This window comes from Paenibacillus sp. GCM10028914, from assembly GCF_042666275.1.
GTDB lineage: Bacteria > Bacillota > Bacilli > Paenibacillales > Paenibacillaceae > Paenibacillus_AQ.
This window is the reverse complement of record NZ_JBHTFO010000009.1, coordinates 91,513-111,271: the sequence shown is the minus strand read 5'-3', so window position 1 is coordinate 111,271 and position 19,759 is coordinate 91,513. Positions and strand designations below refer to the sequence as shown.

The following is a 19,759-nucleotide window of genomic DNA, read 5'->3' as shown; positions in this document are numbered from 1 at the left end:
TAACATTGGAAAGGCAGTTCACAGAGGTCGGTTTTTTGTATTGTCGCTTTCACGTGTCAAAAATCAAACTACAAAACACGGCTAATTCATTGAAGGGAATTGCGTTATGGTTGGTTCCAGAAGAAAGTAGTGACGATAAAAGGAAAAATGACTGCAACAATTAAGATCATTGCATTGCCGAATAAACCAATCCTTTTATATGCACCCTTTTCAGCGAAAAGTGCCAAAACGAACCCGATTGCCGAAGCAATAACTCCACCTATTAGAAAACGATCATTGCCGAAGAGTATTACAACATAACATATTAATCCAACAACAAAAAGGATAGTGGATATAATTCCAGATGTTTTTTTCATTTTTCTCAATCTCCTTACACCTTAATAAAATATAAGGTCACCTTCGTACCTTGATCTATATTGCTGTCGATCACAACTGAACCCCCATAACGCTCCATAATGGTTTTGGTGATGGCAAGCCCAAGCCCCGATCCGCCGTTCGTCCGGTTTCGAGAGCTTTCAGTTCGGTAGAATCGATCGAAAATATGAGGCAATTGATCAGCGGGTATCCCGATTCCAGTATCTTTAACCTTAACGATAATCTGTGCGTCTCGTATCATTACTTCTATTGTGACAGTACCATGCTCAGGAGTATATTTAAGCGCATTTTCAACAATGTTACGCAGTGCCTGATAGCTAGCTGCTTTTGGCATTTGAATCAGAATCTGATCTATTGATGGACTCTCTTCATATATAAGTGTTACTTCAGGATTTACGTGTACAGACTGCGAAATCAGTTCCCGCAAAGTTTCTTTCAAATCACTTACTTCTCCTGCATCAGAAGGAGCGGAGCTCTCCATCTCAGCAAGCAGTAATAGTTGAGAGATGAGTTCCTTCATCCTATTGGTTTCATTCATCATGAAGTCTAACGACTCATCCAGTATTTCAGGTGATTTCTTACCCCATCTTTGAATCATACGGGTATGTCCTTCAATAATGGCAAGTGGGGTCTTTAATTCATGGGAGGCATCCGCTACGAATCGGCGCTGCTGTTCGAAGGAAATATCCAGCTTATGAAGAAACCCATTGAAGGTTTCACCTAATTGGTGAAGCTCATCCTTTGCATTAGGCAAATGTAGTCGCTGATTTAAGTTGCTAGTCCCAATGTTTTGTACTTCCTGAATCATTGTGCGGATCGGCTTTAATGCCGAACGAGCTACGATCCCGCCAGCAAGGATCCCTAATCCAGCTGTAATAAATAAACCAAGAAGAAGGAGTCTTCCTATTTCGCGTTCAGCCGTTGCACTCCTCGAGTATCCGTTATCCGTAAGTTGCAGTTTCACTGGACCGTAGACGAGCAGGTTGAATTCGCTTTTGACCGTATAATTAACGGGATTATGGATAGATTCACCTCTGCTTACCTCAGCTAGTAATTCTCCTTTGGAATCAAACAATTGGAGATGTTGTCCTTCATCTAGTTCTGACTGTAAAGCTGACAGATCTGGTTTAAGGTATGCAGCTGTTTTTTTACCTATCGATAGTCCGGGCCTTAGTAAGGAAGGTAAAAATTTGAGCTCACCGATCTGAAGTTCAATTTGCTTGAGCTTTGCGTTTAGCAAATCTCTTTCCTGTCGTTCTGTCCAATTTTTGAAGGTAATATAGACAAATCCGCTGACAACAGCGGAGACAATCAGAACGGATACCGCGATGAATACACTTACCTTTCTAGAGAACGTCCAAGCCTTCATTCTCTTCACCTTCAGTCCCTCAAAATATAACCACTGCCGCGGATGGTATGGATTAACTTATCATTAAAACCTTCATCTACCTTCATGCGTATGTATCGAATATAAACATCTACGACATTCGTCTCACCTACATATGAATAACCCCATATGAGATTGAGTAGTGCCTCACGGTTCATCAGTTTGTTTTTATTGGAGAGCAGACAGTGGAGTAATTTAAATTCACGTTGAGATAATTCAATCTCCTGCCCTCCACGGCTGACGCTATGTGAAGTAATGTTCATGATTAAATCTTTCGCTTGCAATATTTCCTCGGTTTCTTTGACCTGCAGTCTACGCTGTAAGGAACGCATCCGTGCAAGTAATTCTTCAATTGCGAATGGCTTGGGAACATAGTCATCCGCACCAGTATCCAGCCCACGTACCCTGTCGCTTATTGTATCTCTAGCCGTAAGCATAATAATCGGTGTCTGCTTTTTCATGCGTATTCTTTTACAAACTTCAATTCCATTCATCCCTGGTAGGTTCAAATCCAATAAAATCAGATCAAAGTTCTCATTCAGTGCTTTATCAGCACCTGCGATCCCATCGCTAGCAATAGAAACTTCATAGCCTTCATAAGCGAGCTCTAGTTCTAAAAGGCGTATCATAGCTACTTCATCTTCAATAATTAAGACGCGCTCATTCACGTTCTAATCACCTCCACCTGCCTTACTAATTTGCAATTTCAATAAACCGACTAAGGAAGTTGCCTGTATTTTATAGGTGCCATCACCAATTTTCCCTGTTACATGATTTGGTTTAACCGTCAGCGGGAAATCAGTTTGAATTACCCCAAAATCTGTCTTGCCATCAACTTCGACGTGCGCCTCTTCAGGCCAATGAATCTCAACGTTTCCTGCATTTGAATTGATATCCCAATCACCACCGACAGTATCGCTATCAATTGTAATATTTCCCGCCACACTGGAAGCTTTGATCGAGGAGCTAGCCATGGTAGAAGATAAGTTGCCATTGGTCGTATTCATTTCTAATGGACCCACAATTTGATCAGCTTGTATGTTACCGTTCGTAACTGTAGCCTGCACGCTTTTCTTCGCTTCAGACACCACGATGACACCATTGACCGTTTCTAATACAACTTCGTTGCCAATCCCTACAGCATCAATATTTCCATTTTTTGTAGACAATTTAATCTTACCTATACTTGTAACATGTGACAAAGACAGATTTCCGTTCTTCTGATTCACTTGTAAGTTGGTATCCTTGATCTCCGGGATTGTAATCGCCAGATGGATGCTCGGATAGTGGTTGTTAGATGCTCCATATGGCTCGCTATAGGTCTTAATTTCGAGAGTGGAGCCCTCATTCACTTGTAATTTCGTCTTACTCGCTATTTCTAACGCTTCCTCGTTCGTTGCATGATCTACTATGATGGTTGATTTTACTTCAATATCCTTGCCACTGCCTTGCTTAATATCAATCGAGCCATTTCGGTTTTCAATTGAAAGAGTCTTGGTTTTATCGTTTATGTTGATCGTGGTCATGTCTTTATCAATCGATGACTTCGATGTTGAGGTGATGGGTTGTTGAGATGTTGTTTCAATGGTACTAAATTCACTTAAATCGATTTCAGAGGATTGAGAGGACTGAGTAGATACATTTACGCTTTCACAACCAGTTAATAATAGAATTACTATACAACATAAACATAACATGTACTTAAATTGACTTTTCATTTCCGTTCCTCCTCGCATTTATTCATTTATTTCACTGTAAAACATAATCGATGAGAAAGACTTTACAGTTAGATTAGAGTTTGATGAGTTAAATAGTCTAAAAAATATGTATCAGAATATATTCATATTTTTGAATTTTTTCAGTAAGTTTGAAATTAATGGAAATATTTTATGCTTAGTCTTGAGGTTCTTGTTATTGCCATTGTAAGTGATTATATAGAGGAGGTTGATTCATAATATGATAACGGAAGTTTCTATCTTACCCATTCAATCTGTCTATTCTATTGACAATCACATTATTACTGCCACCGTCTTACATGAAGAACCTTTAATAATGAAATTTGATCATGTACTAAGCGATGAAGAATGTCAGATATTTATTAATTCTGCTGCATCACGTCTTAAACAATCAAAATTAGCGAATAAAGAAATTAGTGAAATTCGGACTAGCAGTGGTATGTTTTTTGAAGAAAATGAAAGCCCTTTAATTACGCTTGTTGAGAACCGTATATCAAGCCTCATGCATGTACCCGTTGCACATGCGGAAGGACTTCAAGTGTTACATTATGAACCTGGACAAGAGTTTAAAGAACATTATGATTTCTTTGGGATCAATAGCCCTTCTAGTCATAATAATCGAATAAGCACATTAATCATATATTTAAATGATGTAGAAGAAGGAGGGGAAACAACCCTTCCAAGGTTAGGTATTACCGTTAAGCCCGTTAAAGGTTCTGCGGTTTACTTCGAGTATTTTTATAATAATCAGGCGTTAAACGAATTAACTCTCCATAGTGGTGAACCGGTTATCCGCGGGGAAAAGTGGGTAGCTACTCAGTGGATGCGTAAACAGCGATTTCGGGAAGGCTACTAAAGTTAGGCGTATCCATCCATACATACATAAAATCCACAATCGATTAAGATTGTGGATTTTTGTGTCGCTCCCCGGAGATAGAGAGATAAAAGCATATACGGATTGATCAGCACAGCATCTTACTCCTTAACGAGGAACAGCTGGATTAACATTTCATAGGAATAGATCAACATGGTATTCACATCAAAAGCATAATCTGACATTTCTGTTTCAAAGGCTTGGTTAATAACAGAGGTTAGTATGAATACTAACAGCTCGTCCGTGTGTTCCTTCCCAATCTTTGTAGGGACGTTTGGAATATCCGGACACTCTGCGATAAACACTCCTTTTTCTACGCCCTCGCGGTAAATTTTCCGGACGTATTCTCTACGATTTTCGCTAAATGCTCTAAACTTCTCCCAATCATGAGGGAAATACTTCTTCAGCTGGTTGAGATGCTTCTTTCGGAGAGATTTAATATGATATAGAAAAAAAACAGCGCGCAGTTTTTCGACATAATCTTCTTTCTCGTTGATGAGTCGATTCATTTCATCCAAATCATTAGCGATATACGAGTCGCAAATCGCACTAATTAAGTGATCCTTATCTTTAAAGTGAAGATAGATCGTCTTCTTGCTAATCCGTAAATTATCTGCTAGCTCGTGCATTGTAAATTTACGAAATCCAAATTGTTCAATTAGATTTTTTCCTTCTTCAATAATTCGATCCCTTGTCTCCATATCAGCACCTCCTCTTGAAACATATTCTTATATTACTTATTTTTTTAGGCGTGTGTCAGTAACAATTTTTTTAGCAATTGGCTGGTCTCTTCAGGTTTATACACGCCGGTATGATGCTTGCACATACCAAGCAAATACTCATTGCGATAAATGTGGTTATAAAAGAGCCGTTTGCGGCAGTGACAAGATTGCCAATAAGTATAGGCGCAATGATTCCGCCGATAAATGCTCCGATATTGATGACAGCAAAGGAAGATCCTATGATTTTGTGAGATACCAATCTATAAGGCAGAGTCATATAGGCCGTAAAGGAGAACATAATTAGAATCGTAGTGACATACATCAATACAATGGTCATGACAAAATGAGTAGAGAAAATAAAGCCTACTAAACATGCTGCAGCAACTAGAGAAGAAAGCATGATAAAGGCTTTCTCCTTATGCTTAAAATACTTGTTAATTAGAACTCCAGCCATCATTGTAGCAACTGCCATAACGATAGAGTTAGTCGTTAATAAATATCCGATTTTGCTAGTATCCGTCATATGAAAATTAGCCTTTAAGACGGAGGGAAGCCAAGATAGAAGACCAGTAGCGACTAAGTTTGTAAATAGCATTCCAATTGCAATAACGAGTACATTCTTTTCTTTCCATGCATCAAATAGAGATATGCTTTTTTCTGTATGTGTGTCTATAGGAGCTTCTTTCTTTTCCTTCACAAAAATAAACATCATTAACCACACTACACTATATAAGGCGGCCATTAACCAATAAGCAGCGCGCCAATTTGTACTTATTAATTGTGTTCCTATTGTAAAAGCCAAGACCCCCCCCACGCCTGTGGTTGCTAATACTTTTGATTGTATAGAAGCGCGTTTGTCTCCTTCGAAATTCGTGCTTATGATCTTCGGTGTTCCGTTGGTGTAGCTTGCGTGTCCGAATCCAACGCCCATCCGCATGATGGCTAGTGCAATCAGTGAACTGGAGAAGCTGAATAATATAGAAAATAGGATGAGCACAAACAATGAAGAAAGTATGAATTTACGATAACCGAATCGATCAACCAGCCATCCCCCTGGAATCGTAATTAAAGTAAATCCGATATAATAAACACTCAGAATAATGCCCGTTTGATTCGGCAACCATTTAAATTGCTCGCTTAAGGTCAGTATTGTCATCGATATCATATTTTTATCCATCGAGACGAAGCATCCCATAACGAGTACCGTTAATGCAATCTTCCATTGTTCTTTTGTCAGTATCACTGAGCACACCTCATTAGCTTAGAAACGTTAGATTGTTCTATTCGTTTGTTGTTTTTAAAAAATAAAGCTAACTACAACCATAAAGTCATAGTTGTGGTTAGCTTTTAATGAATTATCAATCATCTTGATGTGGAGGGAGGAATTATTTTCACCAAATACATTCTTTATCAAGCATGACTACCAGCGGTATTGCCTGCTTGTTTAAGAAGCAGTTTCATATTTTGGTTTAGTTTTAACTGCAAGGAAGTACAGAGCTCCGCTTACACAAGAAAGTACAATGAGAACAGTTAGAACTAATCCGTAAGAATTATTAATACCGTACACAACCCCTCCGAATACCGCACTGAGTGCTGTTCCAAGGGAAGAGAACATCGAAACCGTACCGAAGATGGAGCTGAAATCTTTCTCACCGAATAGGTAAGCTGTAATGTAAGATGGAGCAATTGTAAGTGCAGTTGCACCAAATCCTGTGAATGTTGCATAGAGAATACCTGGAATTTGCAGATCAGCATGTCTTAGGAACACAAAGCTGAGCACGTTACAAATAGCCAGGAGGATTATCATGAGAGCTAGTCCCATCTTGTCGAACATTCTGCCGACCAAGAGCTTACCTACAATGACCATTGCTGAGCCTAGAGATAACAGGAATGCAGCTCTTGAAGTTGTAGCACCAATATCAGTTAAGAATGGAGCCAAGTTAATGATCATGGTATTAGCAACAATACCTGTTACGATAATGGCTGCGCACAAGATCCAGAATGAAGGTGTTTTTAATACGTCTTTTTGATTCATACCCTTCAATACCTGGTTTTTATTTTTGCTAGGCGCTTCACCAAGTGGTGTTAGACCAATATCTGATGGATGAAATCTGACAACGAATGCAGTAAGTGGAACGATCGTCACGGCAATCACAATACCAATGATCAGATAGGTTGTTCTCCAGCCGTATGAACTGATCAAGAAACTTACAATCGGGCTTAGGATAATACCGCCGAAACCACTACCTGATAAGGCGATACCGAGTGCCAATCCACGTTTTTCATTAAACCAGTTTGTAATGAGAACGGAGGATGGAACAATCGATCCCGCGATCAGTGAAATACCTTGAAGAACAGCTAAAGCGTAGAAAACATAAATATTATTCGCAAAAGAAAATCCGACAAATGATAATGCACCTAGAATAGTACATATTGTCATATAGACTCGGATATTTACTTTCTTCAACACTTTACCAGCAAATGGGGATACCACCAAACCAACCAATGTAACGATGGTAAAGTATAGACTGAATTGAGATCTGCCAATACCCAGGTCCTTAGTTACAGGGTCAGTAAAGAATGAGATTAAGTTAACAATTGGTGTGAATAGGAATGTCATAGACATAAAAGCTGTCGCTACGATCCACCAACCGTAGAATATTTTGCTATTATTTTTTGCCATGAGAAGCACCACCTAAGTTGTTATGAAATGATCTATTGATCTATTTGGAACCGAGTAAGTCTAAGATGATTTGAACTTCTACTTTCGTACCGTTAACCATCGCTTCATTCAGAACTTTGAATTTAGGATGGTGGTTCATATAACCGCATCCTTCTGCTTCTAAGCCGCCGCCAAGGAACATAAAGCAGCCTGGTACGACTTTCGTGTAAGCAGAGAAGTCTTCACTTGCCATTAGCATAGGCGAATCATAAACTAAGTCTTTACCTAGAACTTTTGTTGCCGAATCAAATGCAGATTTAGCGAGTTCAGGCGTGCTGTATACAGCAGAGTAACCACGTACATAATCAAGGTCAACCGTAGCGCCATAAGTAGCAGCAACCTGATTAACAACTTCTCTAACACGCTTTTCCATGAGATCGCGAATTTCTTCATTGGTCGTACGAATAGAACAGCTTAGCTTAGCGGTATCCGCAATGATGTTTGGCGCTTGTCCACTATGGAACTCACCAACGCTGAGAATAGCCATTTCTTTTGCTGGAACATTACGGGACACAATCGTTTGAAGTGCCATAACCAGGTGACTGCCGACAACAATCGGATCGATGGATAGCTCAGGCGTTGAAGCATGTGATCCTTTACCTTGAATTTTTAAGAAAAATCCGTCTGCTGCCGTTGTTGTATAGCCGCTAACAACACCAAGTGAACCAGCTGTAAGTCTTGGAATGATGTGAATACCAAAGATTTGATCTACACCCTCCAGCACTCCTGCATCAACAAGCTCTTGCGCGCCTCCAGGAACTTGCTCTTCCGCATGTTGGAAAATAAATTTCACAGTACCAGCGATTTTATCTTGCATACCAGAGAGAACATTGGCTGCACCAAGAAGCATGGCAACATGGGTATCATGTCCGCAAGCATGCATTACGCCATCATTTTCAGATTTAAAGTCAACTTCCGACTCTTCTTGAACGGGGAGTGCATCCATATCCGCTCTTAAAGCGATGGTTTTCCCTTCTCCAGCAGTACCAACTAGTGTAGCTACTACACTTGTTTTGGTAGGTCGTGTTAATTCAAGATTCGGAAAGGTGGATAGTGTGTCGTAAATGAATTGAGATGTCTCGAACTCTTTAAAAGATAGCTCAGGATGTTTGTGTAAATGTTCTCGCCATTCTGTAATTTTCTCTACAGGTATTTGATTAAACCAGTCCATCATGTTGAGGACTCCCTTCTAGAAAAGAAATTTTAATGTGAAAGCGAAGATGAAACGTCCTTTTTGGGTCCCTTAAAAAAGATGTTTTTTCTAACAAATCTAGAATACTACGAAACTAAAAAACTTTAAATAGTTTCCTAGTGTTAATTTTGTGAACGGATGAATTCGAAAAAATCTAGAGAATAGAGGTAAATTAGGGGTGTCGGCGATTTGTTATTGTTTATAGAGGGGTTGTCAATTTGTTGTTATATTCACTGGAGTGGATGGGGGAAGACGAAATTGGGGCTAATGACCTATGTATTAAAAAAAGGAGCCTCTTTGTGACATAGAGCACAGACAATGACGTAAACGGCATAAACAACTTTTTGTTCGCGAGTGAAATATTTTCCTGACCCTATATTCACAAAATTCTCCAAGGATAGTAATATTAGATTCTAATATAGAAGATAATTGAAGGATTATTATATCGTTACATATTGAGGAGAATCCGAGATGAACAGCGTTGAATCCCTGGAAACTGTGGCAGAAATAATTCCGATCTTGAAGGCGGCGGTTCCTGCTGAATTATCGATTGCTATCTGTGATACAGAGAAATTTATTGCATATTGGCCTGGAGAAGATATTGATTTGCAGATACGTGTCGGTCAACTATTGCATCAAGAGGAACCATTAATGCAAGCGATTCGAAATAATGAAGCGTTGAGATCGGTGGTTCCTGCCTCATTTTATGGTTTTGAATTTACAGGGACGGCTACACCGCTTCACGATTCCAAGGGCAACGTCATCGGCGGTATAGCCATTCAAATTCGGAAGCAAAGTGAATTAATAGCTATTGCCGAACAAATCTCGGTTTCCCTAACTCAAGCTAACAAGCAGCTTTCGCAAGTCGCGGAAGGTTCACGTGTATTGGCCGAGTCTGCACAACAGGTTCTTACGCTCTCTAATCAGACGGTAGAACAGGTCAATGAAACCGATAAAGTTGTAGCGATTGTTAGAAGAGTAGCGGACCAAACGAATTTATTAGGCATTAATGCGGCGATTGAAGCAGCTCATGCAGGTGATCTAGGAAGAGGATTCGGGGTTGTAGCGGGCGAGATAAGGAAACTTTCCAAAGAAACCTTAAGTTCCACGAACGTGATTCAGAATACACTGAAGACATTCGAAGAGGCGATAAGTAGAATGCGTCTATCCATTGAACATATGTCGGCAACTGTTGACAAGCAGGTGTCGTCATCTCAACAGATATTAGACTTTATCGAAGAGGTTGATCGGATGTCGGAGCAGTTGAATAATTTTGCAAAGAGATTATAAAGCGATGTCTGAACAAGAGAAATCAAACAATGATCCCCGCCCTCTGATAGATGGCGGGGATCACTTGTCTGTTTACACAATCATCAATTTTTGAACTCGCTCGCCTTTAATGATAATTTCCAGTTTCACTTTCCTTGTATTTCCCATCGTTTCCATGCAGCGCTTGTTTTCGGCGATCATTCCGAGCTTGCTGCTGTTGCTGGGCTTCGTGGCTGTTTACGGGTGCCTGCTCCAGTTGCTCCACCGTGTTAATGAGGTTCTTATCCGGTTGATTTGTGCTCAATTGGAAGGTCCTCCTTGTTTATTGGAATGGGTTGTGAAGCTCTATTATGTGCTGGCTGCTATGTGGATATTCGTGCTGCAGTGAAAGAACGAAGCATCTTATTCCACCAATTCACCATTTATGAACGTCATTGTCTTATCTTTAAATTCAATGATAAAAGAACTTTGGTGATCCTCATCAGCATTAATCACCGTTCCCAGCATAATCTCATTTCCCACATCATCAAATGGATTATGAAGTACGCCTTTTGGGATATACCGCGATTCAATGCCGATTACATTATCATTCTCATCGCGAATGAAATTAGTTTTACTCGTGAACAACAGATCTTTACCGTTCTTAAGTGTTAGATTCACTTCTAGACGACCATCAATCTTCTCATAAACAATGTCTACATCTTTAGATGACACCGAAAAACCAATGACGAAAAATACAATAATAGCTGTGGCCAAGACAAGGGCCGCGGAGGCAGAGAGAAAGATGATCGTTAAGTTCTTTTTTTTCAACTTCTTAAAATAGTTGAGCTTTTCAACTTCTTCTTGGTCAATTACAGGCAAGTTAAAGTCTGTTGACGCAGACATTTCTTTGTACGCCTTACGACAGTTCTCACAGGTTTGCAAATGCTTTTCAATTTCTTCGTTACTATGTAAAGAGGTTAGCTTTTCAATATATGAAGGTAATAAATCCTGAATGATATCGCACTTCATCATAATCTTCCTTTCATCAATTTTTGTTTCCCGCGGTAAAAGGTAACTCTAGCCCAGGTTTCATCTCTGCCAAGAATTTCGCCAATTTCCCGAAAACTGAATTCCCCGGTCAAACGCAGGTATAATACTTCTTTCGTATTGGGATCAAGTAAATGAAGCTTTTTGAATAATTCCATCTTGTCTTGAGCCAAAATGAATTGAGATTCTGTGGAATTGGAATCAGGCAAATCAGGTAAGGAGGCGTCTTCCAGGGAGGAGATGTCCCTCTTGGATTGCTTGTCCAACTCCTTATACCAGACATGCTTCGCAATCTGACAAAGCCATACATATACTTTGCAGGTACCATCATATCTGTGTATTGACTTTATAGCTCTATAAAAAGTTTCTTGGGTGATTTCTTCTGCCAGCAAGTGATTATGGCATAAACTAAATACGAATTTATATACTTGGGTCGAGTATTCCCTGTATAATTCCTCGGTGTCCTGCATTTGTTCACCTCCTCAAGTTATATATCCGTAAATGCCGATAAACGTTACAACCTTCATTCAAATTATATTAATTTACCAATTAAGTTCATTTTTTAATAGCTTGTTACACTTAATTTTCCTATATATGTGATAAATATCGTCGTAAGAATATCTTAAATTTGAATAATAAGATAAAGGTAAACAGGATTAGGAAAGAGGGTGGAGGGCGTTTGACAGCAACGAATCGTGGATTGGTCGCGCAAGATTGCCTGATTGAGCAGGTTAAGGAAGTGTTTGAATGCACAGTATTATGGTGCGAAGGCCGACCATGCTTGGAGTACAAAAGCGAGGAAGAGCTCGTACGAATATCCGAATATGTAAAAGACAATTTCGATAAAGAGCTTCATGACGTATTTTTCACGGCGATTGAAAGCATTTCAGAATAAGACGCCATCTAATACGAAACATGTTTTCGCAATAATTAAATATTGTTGGTGATACAATAGAGGATATCCAGAGATGAGGAACAAATAAATGGAGGTGCCCAGAGAATTCACATGGCTAAATCAATCGTAGAAAAGTTGAAATTGCATAAATATACTCAGATTGCTGTGTTGGATGCGCCAGAAGGCTCCGACTACTTAGCGGAGTTAACAGATTACGATACAGAGCTTAAGAACCGTGCGTATGATCTTATATTTGCTTTTGTACTGGATTTGGAGTCGTTAAAGGCACTTGTTGATCGCGTAATTGAGCATCAGCATCTTCAGACGAATGGATATCTCTTTGCCGCGTACCCTAAGAAAGGTAACAAGGTGTACCCAACATTTATTCATCGTGATGAATTGTTAGATGGGCTTGGGAGCGACGAGAATGGGTATGTCGGGACAAGCACAATTAAATTTGCACGAATGGTAGGTCTTGACGATATCTTTACGATTGTTGGATTTAAAGAGGACGCTAAAGGCAAGAACAAGCCTTCATCCAAACCAAGTCAATCTGTAGATGATTATATTTCCTTTATTCCACAGGTGGATAAAGATTTGGAGAATACACCAGATCTGCTTGCGATGTACCAATCATTGACTCCGGGTTATCGTAAAGATTGGGCTCGCTATGTGTACAGTGCTAAACAAGAGAGTACCATAGCAAAACGTCGTGAGGAAATGAAAATGATTTTGCAGAAAGGCTATAAGAGTCGTGAGTTGTATCGACGGGATCATCAAATGTAATTATTTCCCTTTGACAGCCGCTGAAGTATTTTTTATAATTTGTGTAACCGGTTACGGAAAAGCGCTTAAATGATTATGAATTCGCTTTTATGAAATGAAAAGTCATGTGAGATTCATCATATAAGAAGAAAGAAGTTTTGATTACATTAAGTTCTGTGATTAAAACTCAGTTCTAAAGGCTAGAGTGGACTCTTTTGGCAACATATTATTTTTTATGAAAAAATGAGGACATTGGTGTCGATAATGTGGAACCGGTTACACATTCATCTGCAAACATTTCTTCAATCACCATTTCAGCTTTCGAGTGGCATCCCAAAAGGTAAGAACAGAATCATTTTCTATAAGAATGGAAAAGATGTTTTTATCAATTGGCTAGAGGCTGAAGCAGAAACCAAGGTTTGGAGCATTCCATGGGTTAATGCATAAAAGGTAGGCGGTCGTTAAATGCTAAAAAAAGTAACCAACACATTAACTCCCGAAATATACATTGAGCTTCGACGAAAAGTAGGATTTAAACAGTATTCGTTCGAAGATGTCGCCATGGCATTAGAAAAAACGCTCTTTTCTGTTGTTATATATGATGCTGATAAACCTGTAGGAATTGGACGGGTATTAGGAGATGACAGAGTTGTGTTCTTTATAAAAGACGTAGTCGTTGATCCTGATTACCAGAATAGATCCATTGGCCATGACATTATGCTCTCTTTAATGGAGTACATTGAGGGAAAAGCCTGCAAAAATGCATATGTAGGATTAATGTCTACGCCGAATAAGGAAGGCTTCTATAAAAAGTTTGGATTTATACAGCGTCCTAATGAAGAATTCGGTCATGGGATGGTCAAGTTTGTAAACAATGAAAACGTTTAGTTTATAGGGGGATGAATTATATGTTAAAAAGACCGATTATTATCGACACAGATCCTGGGATTGATGATGCAGTAGCCTTGGCGATTGCATTGTACAGCGAAGAATTAGATGTAAAGCTAATCACAACCGTAGCTGGTAATGTTGGAATTGATAATGTAACTAATAATGCTCTAAAACTGTTGAAATATTTTAAGAAGGAAGTTCCTGTTGCTATGGGAGCGGACGTTCCATTGATTAGACAGCTAGAAGATGCGAGCGATGTTCATGGTGCGAGTGGAATGGAAGGCTTTGATTTCGAAGAACCAACTCGTGATTTAGTTCTTGAAGAGAACGCGGTCAATGCCATGTACAGAGTTATTAAAGAAAGTGAAACGAAGGTAACACTCGTTCCGATCGGACCACTTACGAACATTGCACTTCTATTAAAAGTTTATCCTGAAGTGAAGAACAATATCGAAGAAATCGTCCTAATGGGTGGATCGGTTACCAGAGGCAATAAAGGCGTTATGTCCGAATTCAACATTCATGTTGACCCTGAGGCAGCCAAAATTGTTTTTGACAGTGGTCTTCCAATCGTGATGGCGGGTCTCGATGTTGGCTGGAAAGCTCTTGTACTGCCAGAAGATAGCGCCAAACTTGAGAAAATGAACGATGTTGGATTTATGCTTCATAGTCTCTTTAAGCGTTACCGCGGTGGCAGCATGAAAACAGGACTGAAAATGTATGATAGCTGCGCTATTGCATATTTGTTGAAGCCTGACATGTTCGAAACGGTTGACACTTTCGTTGATGTAGAACTGAACGGCAGTATGACGGCAGGAGCAACCATTGTTGATTTGAAAGGTTACTTGAAGAAGCCGAATAACGCCAAAGTATGTGTAGATATTGACCAGCAATTATTTAGAGAATGGTTGCTCGATAGTTTGAGTAAGTGCAACTAACGAACGAACGACAACTAGGGGAGTGCTTACAGTGGATATAATTATGTATGGATCAGCGATTTTAGCGATATTAGTAATCGTATACATGCTAATTAAGCAGATGGATATCAAAATAACACTGTTCTTCATCGGAATTGTGTTAATGTTTATCGCGATTATGATGGGCAATGGAATTAGCGCTAAAGACTTTGAGTCAACGGGGGCTGTATGGTTAGACCCATTGCTGGCAATAACGGACCAGTTTAAGTCCTCACTAACTTCAGCAGGCTTTATCATCCTCGTTCTTGGTGGATATACAGCGTATATGTCCTATATTAATGCGAATGATGTAACCGTTAATGTATTAACGAAGCCACTTGGTAAAATTAAATCGGTATATATCCTTGTACCTGTAGTTTTCTTGCTTGGAAACTTATTGTCCCTGGTAATACCTAGTGCTTCGAACTTAGCTATTATTTTGCTTGCTACGCTATTCCCAGTGTTGAAAAAAGCGGGCATGACAACATTGTCTGCAGCAGCGATCATTGCAACATCCGCTACGATTGTCCCAACCCCAATGGGCGGAGATAACGTTGCGGTGGCAACTGAACTAGCACAGCATGCTCAGTTTGCGAATTTGACTGTAACGGACTATGTATTCCGTTATCATGCCTTGGTTTCCATCCCTACACTTATCGTCATAGCGGCTGCCCACTATTTCTGGCAGAAGCGCATGGATAAGAAGATGGGTGTCAATACGGATGAGGCAGAAGTAGAATTGAAAGATGTTAAGTTAGTAACCGGTGGGAAACTGTTTACAGCTGTATATGCTTTATTGCCAGTGCTTCCAATCGTGTTCCTGATCGTTATATTTATCCTTCAATCTGTATCTGATCTTTCGATCAATGTAAGCGTTGAAGTTGTAGCATTGCTATCTTTCGCAATTGCGATTGTGTGTGAATTAATCCGCAAAAGAAATGCGAAGGCAGTACTGGATGGCACAGAGCATTTCTTCAAAGGGATGGGTAATGCAATGCCGATTGTTGTTCTACTCGTGGCGGCATCTGTATTCGTTACCGGTCTGAAATCCATCGGAATTATTGAAGCGTTGGAATCGGCAATGGTAGGTATTCAAGGCTCCAACCTTGGATTTATCCTTCCGCTCATTCTCGTTGGCGTAACCGCTCTGATCGTTATTCTAAGCGGAAGTGGAACAGCACTCTTCTATTCCATGGTGCCTCTGATGGTTCCTCTTGCTGAGGCAGCGGCTATTAACCCAATCGCTGTTACGATTCCAATGGGTCTTGCTGGTAACCTGCTAAGAGCAGTTTCCCCAGTGGCGGCTGTTGTGCTTATCGTAGCTGGATCGGTTAAGAAGAGTCCAATTGAGATTGTGAAACGTACATCGGTACCTATGATTGTTGGTGTGGTCTTTATGTTCGTTCTCTCCATGATCATATTCCTGTAAATTCATGATGGACGTTTATCGTTAAACTAAATAGTTCTATTGAGGAACAGCCACTGCCGTAGATACGGTCAGTGGCTGTTCCTTTTTTATCGTTACTTGAAATTAATTACTTTATTTCCACTTAATTTACAATGCTGCGGGGTATCTATATTATTTTAGATATGCTATAATCGGTCTATCGAACAAAGAGTTACCTAATGAATTCGCATAGCGTAGAGGGTTATTCTTGAGTCAACAATAACCTTGTACCATATGTGAATTTTTATTTTTTTAAGAGATTTTGCAAAAGATTTTTTGAGAGTAAGAACACATGTAATAAAATTTAGGTGGTAATTGTATTATGGAAACAGGCACAGTAAAATGGTTTAACGCAGAAAAAGGATTTGGCTTCATCGAGGTTGAGGGCGGTAACGATGTATTCGTACACTTTAGCGCAATCGTAGGAGATGGCTTTAAATCTTTGGACGAAGGTCAACGCGTCGAGTTCAATATCGTGGAAGGCCAACGCGGCCCGCAAGCTGAGAACGTTGTAAAACTCTAATATTGAATTATAAACGAACTTGTTCGTCAACATATTTAAGATAGAGCAGTGAAGAACGAAATTTGCAAATGCAAAAATTAAAATTTAGGTGGTAATTATATAATGGAAACAGGCACAGTGAAATGGTTTAACGCAGAAAAAGGATTTGGCTTCATCGAGGTTGAGGGCGGTAACGATGTATTCGTACACTTTAGCGCAATCACAGGAGATGGCTTTAAGTCTTTGGACGAAGGTCAACGCGTAGAATTCAATATCGTGGAAGGCCAACGTGGCCCGCAAGCTGAGAATGTTGTAAAACTTTAATATTGAACTTATTAAACCCGCTCATGATGAGCGGGTTTTTTTGTTGTTCAGAGATTGAATATGAACATTTAAATGTATAGTTATTGGCTGAAAGATGTGCCTACAGATTTAGTATTTATCAACCACAGCCCCTAAAGTAATACCCCTCACATAAGGTTGCCCACTAAGCACCTGAAGTTCTTTAGCAGTCCCTGTAACGACCACACCAAGAATACGAACATCACTTGCATCAGGTTTGACCTTATCCTTCTTTAAGTAATTGTAGATTCGGTTGAAATCATAATGATATTGCCCTTCCAGCTGGATTCCCCGTTCTAAGGCGTCTAAGAATTTCTGCTCCGTTACTTCAATAGTTGGCTCCGTAGGAATGATACCAAACCCATGAGCCCATGAATCTGTATGAGGAGTGGCATAACTCTTATTCCCATTCCCATCGATAAAAGGCTCATAGAATTTTTTATTATCATAGGTGTCTACCCAGTACCATGTCTGAGTTATTCCAGGAGGAGTCAGCTTTTTTACTTCGTCTAAAGAATAGGTTTTGTCAAAAGAAATAGCCATTTCAACGAGCTTTGCCGGGTCCATCTCCTGAAGGAGGGGAAGATCGTTAAGGATTTTGTCATTATAATCTACTCCCGGAATGTAAAACATCATTTCTCTTTGACCGTTCAATCCGTTATAACTCCGTGTATACTCATAACCATTTTGTTTCATATCTTCATCGGTTAAGGAGACACTTTGCGAAATACTACCAGACAAAGAAGTGAAACTGAAGGAAGGGAAGACATTGTAATTCGTCTCTTTATTTGACCAAGGTATGACGACACCTTCGATAACTTTGGCTGTATAAGTCTGCAATGTTCCAGATAGAAAACCACTGTGGTTCATGCGGGCTGTTTCCACCTCATTGGGTCCAGTAATTTGTCTCATGAACCATTCACTTCTCGAAGCCTCTTCTGCAGCACGGCTTGTTAATTGAACATTTGCAAGCGTAGCACCGAATAGAACGATGATAAATACAATGACTGAAATGATTGTCGTCCTTATGATCGACTTCCATTTTGCCTTCCTAATTACTTTTGTAAAATTTACTTCATCAGCATCTTTGTAAGGCTCATTCATCTAACTTCACTCCCATATATTTTTTTGAACTGCTGTCTTGCTTGGTACAGCGCCGCTTTAACATGTTCCATCCGCATCCCGAGTAACTTTGATATTTCCTTATACGGCAGCTCCATCTCATACTTCATAATGAGAAGCTGTTTATGCACTGGCATGAGTTGAGAGAGAACAGCGTCCACCTCTTCTTTCTTTTCTCGCTCGAGCAGAGCATCTTCCGGCAGTTCAGAATCTGGGATGTCTATCGTTTCAATCGGAATCGTGATCCACTTCTTTCGGCGGCAGAGATCGTAGTAGCGATGAATAGCCACCTTATACATCCACGCACCAAACTTTCCTTCTTCAATCGAATCAATGTATGAGAAAGCTTTATAGACAGTCTCCTGTACGATATCCTCTGCATCAGATGGAGAAGCGCCCAGACGAATCAGATATTTCCGGATTTCATTTAGCTTAGGTTGCAACATTGTGTAGAGCTGTCCGGTGTCCATGCTTCACCACCTTTCATAGGTATAACGGGCAGAATTTAGAAATGTTAAGAGTATTGCGAAAATATTTCAGAAACATAAAAACGAGATGATTACATTTAATAACTCTATTACCATATTGTTTATAGTTCTTTATTGCGTGGGGTGTGCTATAATAAATCTATCGAACAAAGAGTTACCTAATGAATTCGCATAGCGTAGAGGGTTATTCTTGAATCAACAATAACCTTGTACCATATGTGAATTTTTATTTTTTTAAGAGATTTTGCAAGAGATTTTTTGAGAGTAAGAGCACATGTAATAAAATTTAGGTGGTAATTGTATTATGGAAACAGGCACAGTAAAATGGTTTAACGCAGAAAAAGGATTTGGCTTCATCGAGGTTGAGGGCGGTAACGATGTATTCGTACACTTCAGCGCAATCGTAGGAGATGGCTTCAAGTCTTTGGACGAAGGTCAACGCGTCGAGTTCAATATCGTGGAAGGCCAACGCGGCCCGCAAGCTGAGAACGTTGTAAAACTCTAATATTGAATTATAAACGAACTTGTTCGTCAACATATTTAAGATAGAGCAGTGAAGAACGAAATTTGCAAATGCAAAAATTAAAATTTAGGTGGTAATTATATAATGGAAACAGGCACAGTGAAATGGTTTAACGCAGAAAAAGGATTTGGCTTCATCGAGGTTGAGGGCGGTAACGATGTATTCGTACACTTTAGCGCAATCACAGGAGATGGCTTTAAGTCTTTGGACGAAGGTCAACGTGTAGAATTCAATATCGTGGAAGGCCAACGCGGCCCGCAAGCTGAGAATGTTGTAAAACTTTAATATTGAATATGAGAACCCCCACAGCCCAAAAACTGTGGGGGTTTTTTGTCTATATATAATGATAATTAAAAAAAATGCCTCGTTAGTTAACGGGGACTGCATATTCATTTCAGCGATAAGGATTTGGGCAATGTTCAGAAATTTACGATAAACAATAAATAAAGGGATGATCTCTTATATAGATATCAAGTCCGAGAAGGAAACAGCTTTTTTCGGGTCAATCTACATTACATTTAA

General features: G+C 39.7%; 24 protein-coding genes and 1 pseudogene. 11 read left to right on the top strand and 14 right to left on the bottom strand.

Annotated elements, in window-relative coordinates:
* Positions 1-104: 104 nt before the first annotated feature.
* Genes ACFQV5_RS09180 through ACFQV5_RS09165 form a run of 4 tightly spaced genes read right to left on the bottom strand, consistent with a single transcriptional unit; the run spans position 105 to position 3,288 of the window.
* Positions 105-356 carry a hypothetical protein gene (locus ACFQV5_RS09180; RefSeq protein WP_379245894.1) on the bottom strand — a complete coding sequence of 84 codons (252 nt, stop codon included), beginning with the start codon at positions 354-356 and terminating at the stop codon, positions 105-107.
* A gap of 14 nt (positions 357-370) precedes the next feature.
* Entirely contained in the window at positions 371-1,744 is a 1,374-nt protein-coding gene (locus ACFQV5_RS09175; protein WP_379245892.1) for a sensor histidine kinase, read from the bottom strand.
* Positions 1,745-1,755: 11 nt separating this feature from the next.
* Positions 1,756-2,430, bottom strand: coding sequence for a response regulator transcription factor (locus ACFQV5_RS09170; protein WP_379245890.1), 675 nt, complete (start codon positions 2,428-2,430; stop codon positions 1,756-1,758).
* 3 nt (positions 2,431-2,433) lie between these two features.
* On the bottom strand, positions 2,434-3,288 hold the full coding sequence (locus ACFQV5_RS09165; RefSeq protein WP_379245888.1) for a DUF4097 family beta strand repeat-containing protein: 855 nt from the start codon (positions 3,286-3,288) through the stop codon (positions 2,434-2,436).
* Between the two features lie 430 nt (positions 3,289-3,718).
* Between ACFQV5_RS09165 and ACFQV5_RS09160 the strand changes: the two genes are divergently transcribed.
* The gene (locus ACFQV5_RS09160; protein WP_379245886.1) at positions 3,719-4,354 is read left to right on the top strand and encodes a 2OG-Fe(II) oxygenase; all 636 of its coding nucleotides are present in this window, start codon (positions 3,719-3,721) and stop codon (positions 4,352-4,354) included.
* 119 nt (positions 4,355-4,473) lie between these two features.
* On the opposite strand, the gene ACFQV5_RS09155 is transcribed toward ACFQV5_RS09160, so the two are convergent.
* The 4 genes from ACFQV5_RS09155 to ACFQV5_RS09140 form a co-directional block, all read right to left on the bottom strand.
* A complete protein-coding gene (locus ACFQV5_RS09155; RefSeq protein ID WP_379245884.1) occupies positions 4,474-5,073 on the bottom strand; it encodes a TetR/AcrR family transcriptional regulator in 600 nt (199 codons plus the stop codon).
* 70 nt (positions 5,074-5,143) lie between these two features.
* On the bottom strand, positions 5,144-6,337 hold the full coding sequence (locus tag ACFQV5_RS09150; protein ID WP_379245882.1) for an MFS transporter: 1,194 nt from the start codon (positions 6,335-6,337) through the stop codon (positions 5,144-5,146).
* Positions 6,338-6,538: 201 nt separating this feature from the next.
* The gene (locus ACFQV5_RS09145) at positions 6,539-7,777 is read right to left on the bottom strand and encodes an MFS transporter (RefSeq protein WP_379245880.1); all 1,239 of its coding nucleotides are present in this window, start codon (positions 7,775-7,777) and stop codon (positions 6,539-6,541) included.
* A gap of 40 nt (positions 7,778-7,817) precedes the next feature.
* Complete coding sequence (locus tag ACFQV5_RS09140; RefSeq protein WP_379245877.1) at positions 7,818-8,990, bottom strand: M20 metallopeptidase family protein; 1,173 nt, start codon at positions 8,988-8,990, stop codon at positions 7,818-7,820.
* A gap of 489 nt (positions 8,991-9,479) precedes the next feature.
* Between ACFQV5_RS09140 and ACFQV5_RS09135 the strand changes: the two genes are divergently transcribed.
* Complete coding sequence (locus ACFQV5_RS09135) at positions 9,480-10,298, top strand: methyl-accepting chemotaxis protein (protein ID WP_379245875.1); 819 nt, start codon at positions 9,480-9,482, stop codon at positions 10,296-10,298.
* Between the two features lie 106 nt (positions 10,299-10,404).
* Here the strand turns inward: ACFQV5_RS09135 and ACFQV5_RS09130 are convergent, their stop codons facing one another.
* The 4 genes and pseudogenes from ACFQV5_RS09130 to ACFQV5_RS09115 all read right to left on the bottom strand — a co-directional run bounded on the left by ACFQV5_RS09130 (position 10,405) and on the right by ACFQV5_RS09115 (position 11,776).
* Entirely contained in the window at positions 10,405-10,581 is a 177-nt protein-coding gene (locus ACFQV5_RS09130) for a hypothetical protein (RefSeq protein ID WP_379245873.1), read from the bottom strand.
* 98 nt (positions 10,582-10,679) lie between these two features.
* Positions 10,680-11,162 carry a hypothetical protein gene (locus ACFQV5_RS09125; RefSeq protein ID WP_379246227.1) on the bottom strand — a complete coding sequence of 161 codons (483 nt, stop codon included), beginning with the start codon at positions 11,160-11,162 and terminating at the stop codon, positions 10,680-10,682.
* Positions 11,163-11,189: 27 nt separating this feature from the next.
* Positions 11,190-11,288 (bottom strand): annotated as a pseudogene (locus ACFQV5_RS09120) (zf-HC2 domain-containing protein); the annotation flags it as partial.
* Positions 11,288-11,776, bottom strand: coding sequence for an RNA polymerase sigma factor (locus tag ACFQV5_RS09115; RefSeq protein ID WP_379245871.1), 489 nt, complete (start codon positions 11,774-11,776; stop codon positions 11,288-11,290). The gene ACFQV5_RS09115 and the pseudogene ACFQV5_RS09120, both read right to left, overlap by 1 nt.
* 209 nt (positions 11,777-11,985) lie before the next feature.
* Here ACFQV5_RS09115 and ACFQV5_RS09110 point away from each other — a divergent pair, with 209 nt between their 5' ends.
* The 7 genes from ACFQV5_RS09110 to ACFQV5_RS09080 all read left to right on the top strand — a co-directional run bounded on the left by ACFQV5_RS09110 (position 11,986) and on the right by ACFQV5_RS09080 (position 17,086).
* On the top strand, positions 11,986-12,201 hold the full coding sequence (locus ACFQV5_RS09110) for a hypothetical protein (RefSeq protein WP_379245867.1): 216 nt from the start codon (positions 11,986-11,988) through the stop codon (positions 12,199-12,201).
* A gap of 111 nt (positions 12,202-12,312) precedes the next feature.
* Entirely contained in the window at positions 12,313-12,987 is a 675-nt protein-coding gene (locus tag ACFQV5_RS09105) for a YdeI/OmpD-associated family protein (RefSeq protein WP_379245865.1), read from the top strand.
* Between the two features lie 444 nt (positions 12,988-13,431).
* A complete protein-coding gene (locus ACFQV5_RS09100) occupies positions 13,432-13,854 on the top strand; it encodes a GNAT family N-acetyltransferase (RefSeq protein ID WP_379245863.1) in 423 nt (140 codons plus the stop codon).
* Between the two features lie 20 nt (positions 13,855-13,874).
* A complete protein-coding gene (gene rihC / locus ACFQV5_RS09095; RefSeq protein ID WP_379245861.1) occupies positions 13,875-14,795 on the top strand; it encodes a ribonucleoside hydrolase RihC in 921 nt (306 codons plus the stop codon).
* A gap of 31 nt (positions 14,796-14,826) precedes the next feature.
* Positions 14,827-16,242 carry a C4-dicarboxylate transporter DcuC gene (gene dcuC / locus ACFQV5_RS09090; RefSeq protein WP_379245859.1) on the top strand — a complete coding sequence of 472 codons (1,416 nt, stop codon included), beginning with the start codon at positions 14,827-14,829 and terminating at the stop codon, positions 16,240-16,242.
* A gap of 340 nt (positions 16,243-16,582) precedes the next feature.
* The gene (locus tag ACFQV5_RS09085; RefSeq protein ID WP_379245853.1) at positions 16,583-16,783 is read left to right on the top strand and encodes a cold-shock protein; all 201 of its coding nucleotides are present in this window, start codon (positions 16,583-16,585) and stop codon (positions 16,781-16,783) included.
* Positions 16,784-16,885: 102 nt separating this feature from the next.
* The gene (locus tag ACFQV5_RS09080) at positions 16,886-17,086 is read left to right on the top strand and encodes a cold-shock protein (protein ID WP_379245850.1); all 201 of its coding nucleotides are present in this window, start codon (positions 16,886-16,888) and stop codon (positions 17,084-17,086) included.
* A gap of 108 nt (positions 17,087-17,194) precedes the next feature.
* Here ACFQV5_RS09080 and ACFQV5_RS09075 read toward each other — a convergent pair whose 3' ends face one another.
* Together ACFQV5_RS09075 and ACFQV5_RS09070 are read right to left on the bottom strand one after the other, a co-directional pair.
* The gene (locus tag ACFQV5_RS09075; protein WP_379245857.1) at positions 17,195-18,208 is read right to left on the bottom strand and encodes an anti-sigma factor C-terminal domain-containing protein; all 1,014 of its coding nucleotides are present in this window, start codon (positions 18,206-18,208) and stop codon (positions 17,195-17,197) included.
* Positions 18,205-18,696 carry an RNA polymerase sigma factor gene (locus ACFQV5_RS09070; RefSeq protein WP_379245855.1) on the bottom strand — a complete coding sequence of 164 codons (492 nt, stop codon included), beginning with the start codon at positions 18,694-18,696 and terminating at the stop codon, positions 18,205-18,207. The genes ACFQV5_RS09075 and ACFQV5_RS09070 overlap by 4 nt, the downstream gene beginning before the upstream one ends.
* A 322-nt stretch (positions 18,697-19,018) precedes the next feature.
* Between ACFQV5_RS09070 and ACFQV5_RS09065 the strand changes: the two genes are divergently transcribed.
* Complete coding sequence (locus tag ACFQV5_RS09065) at positions 19,019-19,219, top strand: cold-shock protein (protein WP_379245853.1); 201 nt, start codon at positions 19,019-19,021, stop codon at positions 19,217-19,219.
* A 102-nt stretch (positions 19,220-19,321) separates the two neighbouring features.
* Positions 19,322-19,522 carry a cold-shock protein gene (locus ACFQV5_RS09060; RefSeq protein ID WP_379245850.1) on the top strand — a complete coding sequence of 67 codons (201 nt, stop codon included), beginning with the start codon at positions 19,322-19,324 and terminating at the stop codon, positions 19,520-19,522.
* Positions 19,523-19,759: the final 237 nt, after the last annotated feature.

Coding starts and splice junctions, on each gene's coding strand:
- ACFQV5_RS09180 (WP_379245894.1), bottom strand. CDS start 356: ATGAAAAAAACATCTGGAATTATATCCACTATCCTTTTTGTTGTTGGA.
- ACFQV5_RS09175 (WP_379245892.1), bottom strand. CDS start 1,744: ATGAAGGCTTGGACGTTCTCTAGAAAGGTAAGTGTATTCATCGCGGTA.
- ACFQV5_RS09165 (WP_379245888.1), bottom strand. CDS start 3,288: ATGACCACGATCAACATAAACGATAAAACCAAGACTCTTTCAATTGAA.
- ACFQV5_RS09160 (WP_379245886.1), top strand. CDS start 3,719: ATGATAACGGAAGTTTCTATCTTACCCATTCAATCTGTCTATTCTATT.
- ACFQV5_RS09155 (WP_379245884.1), bottom strand. CDS start 5,073: ATGGAGACAAGGGATCGAATTATTGAAGAAGGAAAAAATCTAATTGAA.
- ACFQV5_RS09145 (WP_379245880.1), bottom strand. CDS start 7,777: ATGGCAAAAAATAATAGCAAAATATTCTACGGTTGGTGGATCGTAGCG.
- ACFQV5_RS09140 (WP_379245877.1), bottom strand. CDS start 8,990: ATGATGGACTGGTTTAATCAAATACCTGTAGAGAAAATTACAGAATGG.
- ACFQV5_RS09135 (WP_379245875.1), top strand. CDS start 9,480: ATGAACAGCGTTGAATCCCTGGAAACTGTGGCAGAAATAATTCCGATC.
- ACFQV5_RS09125 (WP_379246227.1), bottom strand. CDS start 11,162: ATGTCTGCGTCAACAGACTTTAACTTGCCTGTAATTGACCAAGAAGAA.
- ACFQV5_RS09115 (WP_379245871.1), bottom strand. CDS start 11,776: ATGCAGGACACCGAGGAATTATACAGGGAATACTCGACCCAAGTATAT.
- ACFQV5_RS09105 (WP_379245865.1), top strand. CDS start 12,313: ATGGCTAAATCAATCGTAGAAAAGTTGAAATTGCATAAATATACTCAG.
- ACFQV5_RS09100 (WP_379245863.1), top strand. CDS start 13,432: ATGCTAAAAAAAGTAACCAACACATTAACTCCCGAAATATACATTGAG.
- rihC (WP_379245861.1), top strand. CDS start 13,875: ATGTTAAAAAGACCGATTATTATCGACACAGATCCTGGGATTGATGAT.
- ACFQV5_RS09085 (WP_379245853.1), top strand. CDS start 16,583: ATGGAAACAGGCACAGTAAAATGGTTTAACGCAGAAAAAGGATTTGGC.
- ACFQV5_RS09080 (WP_379245850.1), top strand. CDS start 16,886: ATGGAAACAGGCACAGTGAAATGGTTTAACGCAGAAAAAGGATTTGGC.
- ACFQV5_RS09075 (WP_379245857.1), bottom strand. CDS start 18,208: ATGAATGAGCCTTACAAAGATGCTGATGAAGTAAATTTTACAAAAGTA.
- ACFQV5_RS09070 (WP_379245855.1), bottom strand. CDS start 18,696: ATGGACACCGGACAGCTCTACACAATGTTGCAACCTAAGCTAAATGAA.
- ACFQV5_RS09065 (WP_379245853.1), top strand. CDS start 19,019: ATGGAAACAGGCACAGTAAAATGGTTTAACGCAGAAAAAGGATTTGGC.
- ACFQV5_RS09060 (WP_379245850.1), top strand. CDS start 19,322: ATGGAAACAGGCACAGTGAAATGGTTTAACGCAGAAAAAGGATTTGGC.